The organism is candidate division KSB1 bacterium (assembly GCA_022562085.1).
Taxonomy (GTDB): domain Bacteria; phylum Zhuqueibacterota; class Zhuqueibacteria; order Oceanimicrobiales; family Oceanimicrobiaceae; genus Oceanimicrobium.
In genome coordinates, this window is sequence record JADFPY010000329.1 from 1 (window position 1) to 5,046 (window position 5,046).

Annotated in this window: 7 protein-coding genes; all 7 read right to left on the reverse strand. The window is 46.5% G+C overall.

All coding sequences use genetic code 11. From position 1 onward, the window contains the following. Positions 1 to 190, reverse strand: a 190-nt coding sequence (locus IH879_19405; GenBank protein MCH7677095.1) for an iron-containing alcohol dehydrogenase, incomplete at its 3' end; no start/stop codon positions are given. Then, on the reverse strand, positions 154 to 669 hold the full coding sequence (locus tag IH879_19410; protein ID MCH7677096.1) for a DUF3291 domain-containing protein: 516 nt from the start codon (positions 667 to 669) through the stop codon (positions 154 to 156). The genes IH879_19405 and IH879_19410, both read right to left, overlap by 37 nt. Next, positions 669 to 2,096 carry an aldehyde dehydrogenase gene (locus IH879_19415; GenBank protein ID MCH7677097.1) on the reverse strand — a complete coding sequence of 476 codons (1,428 nt, stop codon included), beginning with the start codon at positions 2,094 to 2,096 and terminating at the stop codon, positions 669 to 671. Before IH879_19415 ends, IH879_19410 begins: the two co-directional genes overlap by 1 nt. Next, positions 2,097 to 3,185 carry a hypothetical protein gene (locus IH879_19420; GenBank protein ID MCH7677098.1) on the reverse strand — a complete coding sequence of 363 codons (1,089 nt, stop codon included), beginning with the start codon at positions 3,183 to 3,185 and terminating at the stop codon, positions 2,097 to 2,099. It abuts the gene before it with no gap. A 79-nt stretch (positions 3,186 to 3,264) separates the two neighbouring features. After that, complete coding sequence (locus IH879_19425; protein ID MCH7677099.1) at positions 3,265 to 3,528, reverse strand: hypothetical protein; 264 nt, start codon at positions 3,526 to 3,528, stop codon at positions 3,265 to 3,267. A gap of 18 nt (positions 3,529 to 3,546) precedes the next feature. Beyond that, positions 3,547 to 3,765, reverse strand: a complete 219-nt coding sequence (locus tag IH879_19430; protein MCH7677100.1) for a hypothetical protein — start codon at positions 3,763 to 3,765, stop codon at positions 3,547 to 3,549. A 299-nt stretch (positions 3,766 to 4,064) separates the two neighbouring features. Further along, a partial coding sequence (locus tag IH879_19435; GenBank protein ID MCH7677101.1) for a PQQ-like beta-propeller repeat protein occupies positions 4,065 to 5,046 on the reverse strand: 982 nt, incomplete at its 5' end.

Sequence of the window (5,046 nt, forward strand, 5' to 3'; positions counted from 1 at the left end):
CAACCGACTCGAAAGATGACCGACTGAGGCTCTGAACCGCGCGCTCAACATGCCCTGCCTTCGCCAGTCCGGGATCACTCACGAGTAAAGCTTTTTGGACCCCAAGTTCTTTTGTCGATGCGCCGAGATTGTCAATGGCATTCTCGCCAAAGATTACTCTGGTATTGGGTTGATAATCGAATTCTTGCATCTAATTTCTAATGATTGCCTTTCGAGTTTCTCACCATTGGAAGAATATTGATTTTTAAAAGAAAAGGCCTCAGAAGTCGGGCCATGTTTTTCAAAATGCTCGAGTTTAGCAACTGCCTCTTCGACAGAAGGTACGTGGCCCTTCGAAATCCACCACAAGATCAGCGTAGGTCTTTCTAATGGTAAGAACCAGTTCCTGCGATCGCTAAACGCCTGCCCATGGTCGCTGTGATACACGTAATCGAACAAAGACTCGGTCGATTCCCAAACGGACATATTAAATAGAATCAAGTCATCATCAAACACCCGAATTGCAGTGGCATCTCCAGTTTCGGTTTGTAGACGCCAAACAAAACCCGGACTCTTATCTGCAACTGAGTTAATGTAATCCAGTTGTGCTACAAATCCTTGCATCACCGGATCGTCGAGCGCGCCCCTCATGTGTGCGAAGTTGGCTTGAGCCAGATGAAAGTCAAACATCAGATAAATTCCTTCGCCTGAAAGGCTCTTTGCTTATACAAATGTTCGAACAAATTGCCTTCATGCGGCTGATCCCAGCTAACCTTGCTCGTTGGAATCGGACCTAAATTTAGACGATCAACGTTTGGCGCTGCTAAAATCCGTTGAATGAATTTCTTGTCTTCCGTTAATGCTGTGAGAACCAGAGTCTGTCCCATTTTGCTTAAAATTTCATTTTGAGGAATTTCCACGACGCTGGCAAAAGGGAACAAAAGCTCCGTGTTTGCCAGCGGATGTTCCGGACTTTCACACCAAACGATCGTTGGTAAAAGAAAAGTGCATCCATCAACTTCAACGACTCGATCACCGTCGCGATACTTAGCGGTTAAATCTTCAGCGCCGCCTTCAGTAAGTCCGCTCTCAATCAAATTTGAGATACTTTCGGCCACAGCCGGATTTACAAAAGCAGCCAGTTGCGCCTCGGGATCATCCATGGGTTTTGCTTGAACTTTGGCAAGTCTTTTTGCCAGCGCTTCGGCAATCTCGCGGCCGTGAGACGGCACCCAAACGCCGGAGGCATTGAGGCAGGATCTACCGCTATTGATCAAAATAGAATCTACGAGTGTATCCAGATATTGTTGCCAGTTTGCAGCCTGATCTTCACCGAATAGAAGCTTACTCCATCCAGGTCCGTGTATTTGAACACGCTGATCCTTTTCCCATGCCTGCACAGTAGATGCACCGCCAAATAACATCGAGCGCCCGCTGCGTAAAAGAATCTCCGTTGCGCCGGAATAATCGGTTGGATAAAAACTAAACGCCTCCGGTGGACACCCGGCGGCGATAAATGCCTGAATCACCCGGTACGGTGTCCAGGGCTCCTGAGTCCCCGGTTTGAGGACCAGCGGTACTTTTAGGGGAATGCTCGGCAGCCAAAGGGAGTGCACACCCGGCGAGTTGTTGGGTAGAATGGCTCCCAAAGTGTTGGCGGTACACAAATAACTAAGTGGCCTGCCATGCTCACTGCCCCAACCGCTATCAAGGATAGAAAGGTCGAGCCCGCGAGTCAGCCCGCCTAAAACTGTTTCCATTTCAGCGAGAACAAAGCTGATTTTGTCCATGTTCTTGCGGCAAAGCACTTCCGGCATACCCGTTGTTGAGGAGAGAATATGGATATAATCTTCAGGAGATTGGGTCGCGCCGTTGATGGGCAACTCCTCATTTGCGAACAGCGCTGCCGCATTTTTGCACATCGTCAGCAATTCATGCACGGGCAAGTCATTTAAAGTCTGCTTATTCTTTTCAGCTTGAGAAAAATCTTCGCGAATCAGTCCGCTATTTGCCTGACTCAATTGAGCAATCTTCTCACCGGTTTTAAAATTGCTGACATCGAGAACGGAGAGGCTTTTGTAGGGTTGGCCGGCGCGCAGGATTGGAAAATGCAACATTTAATAAACCCCCACAACTACAGATTTCTGCAACGAAGACAATAGCCGCAAATTCGCAACCCCGTCCCAAGGGAAAGGCTCGATGGGCTCTGCGCGTTCTCCTTCATCCCTTTCTAAAAATCGCGGCATAAAAAATTCTTTGGTCAAAGTCGTTAGCATGACCCGACCCGTTTCACCGTAATCGACTGATTCTTCTGTGTTTTTTGGATTGACCAGCTCAAACACAGCGCGCGGGGCTGGTGGATAATAAATAATCGCGTAATTGTCAGCCGGATCGAACGGTTTATTAACCGCAAGTCCCATCAACGTATTTCCGTAGGTCGGCACGAAATCAATTCCCGGCACCAGCTCTTCGCGGGCAAACCGATTAAATTGCGCATTCATCTCAGTGCCGCCACAGAAGATGCCTTTGATTCCCGCTTTGGTTAGATTGATTTTTTCGCAAAGCGTTTCGAGCAATTTGGGGGTGGTGAATAAGCAGTGAATGTTCTCGTGAACTCTGAGAATATTCAGGGCCTGTCCCACCACATGATCTGTGTACAATTCCAATTCTTCGTGAGCCCCGCGTTTGATGAGTTTGTTCACCCACCTCGGATCGAGATCGACAAAAAATACCATTCCGCCGCGGTGCTGCGCCAAATGCTCAATTGCCAATCTCAAGCGACGCGGGCCGGTTGGTCCGAGCATCAACCAGTCGGCGCCCTTTGGGAAGCCATCGTCCGAAAGAGTCTCGCTGAACATTTCGTAATCGGTTTGAAAATCCCGAACATTCACCCGCGTCTTTGGAACACCCGTTGACCCCCCTGTTTCAAAGACATAAATCGGCTCATTTAACAATGGTTTTGGAACCCATTTACGCACCGGTCCGCCGCGCAGCCAGGTATCTTCAAAATGATCGAGAATTTTTAAATCTGCGTAGCCGCCTATTTCCTTTCTTGGATCGAAGTCAAGTTTACTGGCATAATTCAACCAGAATTCACTACCCGTCTCCGGATTGAAATGCCATTCCACCATTTCACGGACATGGGCATCCAATCTTTCCCGCGCTTTCTTTATCTTTTCTGATAACGGGTTATTCGCTATTTGCATAGTTCTTTATCTACTGGAGTAATGGATTCAGTTCGTTTTATGCCAATGCTTCAGATCCTTCGCAGCTTGCCGCGTGAGCTTAACTATCCAGGTCATTGAGAACAGCTTTCAAATCTTTGCACTCGTCAAGAGGCTCGTCAAGCGCATCCTGCAGAATTTTCGCATTCTTTTTTGAGGAAAGCAGATAAGCCGTTTCAATCCAGCCTCGATAATCTTGCTCCTTAAGAAGAACAAAATTTTGTCCACCAGAGTTGAGCTTTATTGGTCGATTTTCTGACTTGATTAAATCCTTAAGCGCATCAATCAGTTCAGGACTCAGTTGTTTTTCGGGGATAGTAGTCATTATTCTAATCTCCGTTTCTTATTTCTTATTAGCTTTATAAGATTCCAATGTCACGGATTCACTTACATTCAGCTCTGCATCAACCTTTTCTTTAACCTCATCGTAGGCACGGATGTCCTCGAGTTCTTCTTCTGCCTCCATTAGGCGCTTATTTTTTTTATTGACAATGCAGTTGTCTATAATTTTGATTGACGATCTACGATTTGAGAAGTCGAGACTTCCTTTTGAAAATCGCAAATCGTAGATCGCATATCGTAAATCGTATATTTTCGAGTCCAGAAATCTGATATACGATATATGATTTACGATCTAGGATCTACCTCAGTGCTTTTCTCTTTTCTCCATGTTGGCTTTGCATTCATTCAGTGCAAACCGAATTTTAACGCCAGACTCGTAAAGTTTTGCCTTGTGAATAATCTTCAAGGCAATGAGGGTTTCACGTAGTTCTTTTAACACGACGTTAATTTTGTGAACGAAATCATACCGCTCGTTGGGGATTTCTCAAACACTTGAACACAATAACACTCAAACACTCATTATTTTTTCAACGCCACCGCAAATAACTTCGAGCGATTGGTAATATAAAGCACACCGTTCTTAGCAACCGGAGTCGTATAAACCGCGTTGTCCATATTGATTTCTGCCAGCAGCTCCATCTTTTTGCCGGCTTTCAAAACAGCGACGTCGCCGTCTTCATCACCGATGTAAACTTTGCCGTCCGCGTAATAAGGCGACCCCCAGATAGCTGCAAAGGCGTCGTATTTCCAGTACTCTTCGCCGGTGTTGGCATCCCAACAATAAACAAAGCCGCTTAAATCCGCTATGTACATAAGCCCATCATGAATGGCTGCAGTTGACATGGTGCGGTTAAAATCTTCATTGCCCCTATGCCAAACTTCGCCGGACTTAGTAATATCACCACGTTTGGTGGCATCGATGGCATACCAATGGCCGATGCTTTCACCGTGTTCCGGGTCTTGACCGACACCAATGTAAACTTTATTGTCCCAGATGACGGGCGTGGAAATAATGTTGTTGCGGGTTCCGGAGCCACCAAGCTCCCAGACGGATTCCTTGGGATTGCAATCGAATTTCCATAAAAGTTTTCCAGTCTCTGGAACGAATGAATAAACCCAACCATCGCCTCCCGGGAAAATTATTTGCGCTGTGCCGTCTATGACGCCGTAAGACGGGTTCGACCACTGACCATGTAAAATATTTTCACCGGGTGAAGCATTTTCCCAAACCAGTTCTCCCGTGTTTTTATTTAAGGCGATAAAACTCGGTGCTTCAGGGGAAGGGACGTTGATGTGAGTTTCATCAACGCCGTTCGCTGTAACTGCAAAAACCAAATCCCCAACAACCAAAGGCGAACAGGTCGCAAGGTTATGGGGAAAGGTATCGAGCTCATCTATCATGTCATATCGCCAGATGATGTCCTCGTCGATTTTGGATTTATTTTCCTCATCCATGTAAGGGCCATCGTTTTCATCGTCATAAAAACCTTCGGTGTCGGCG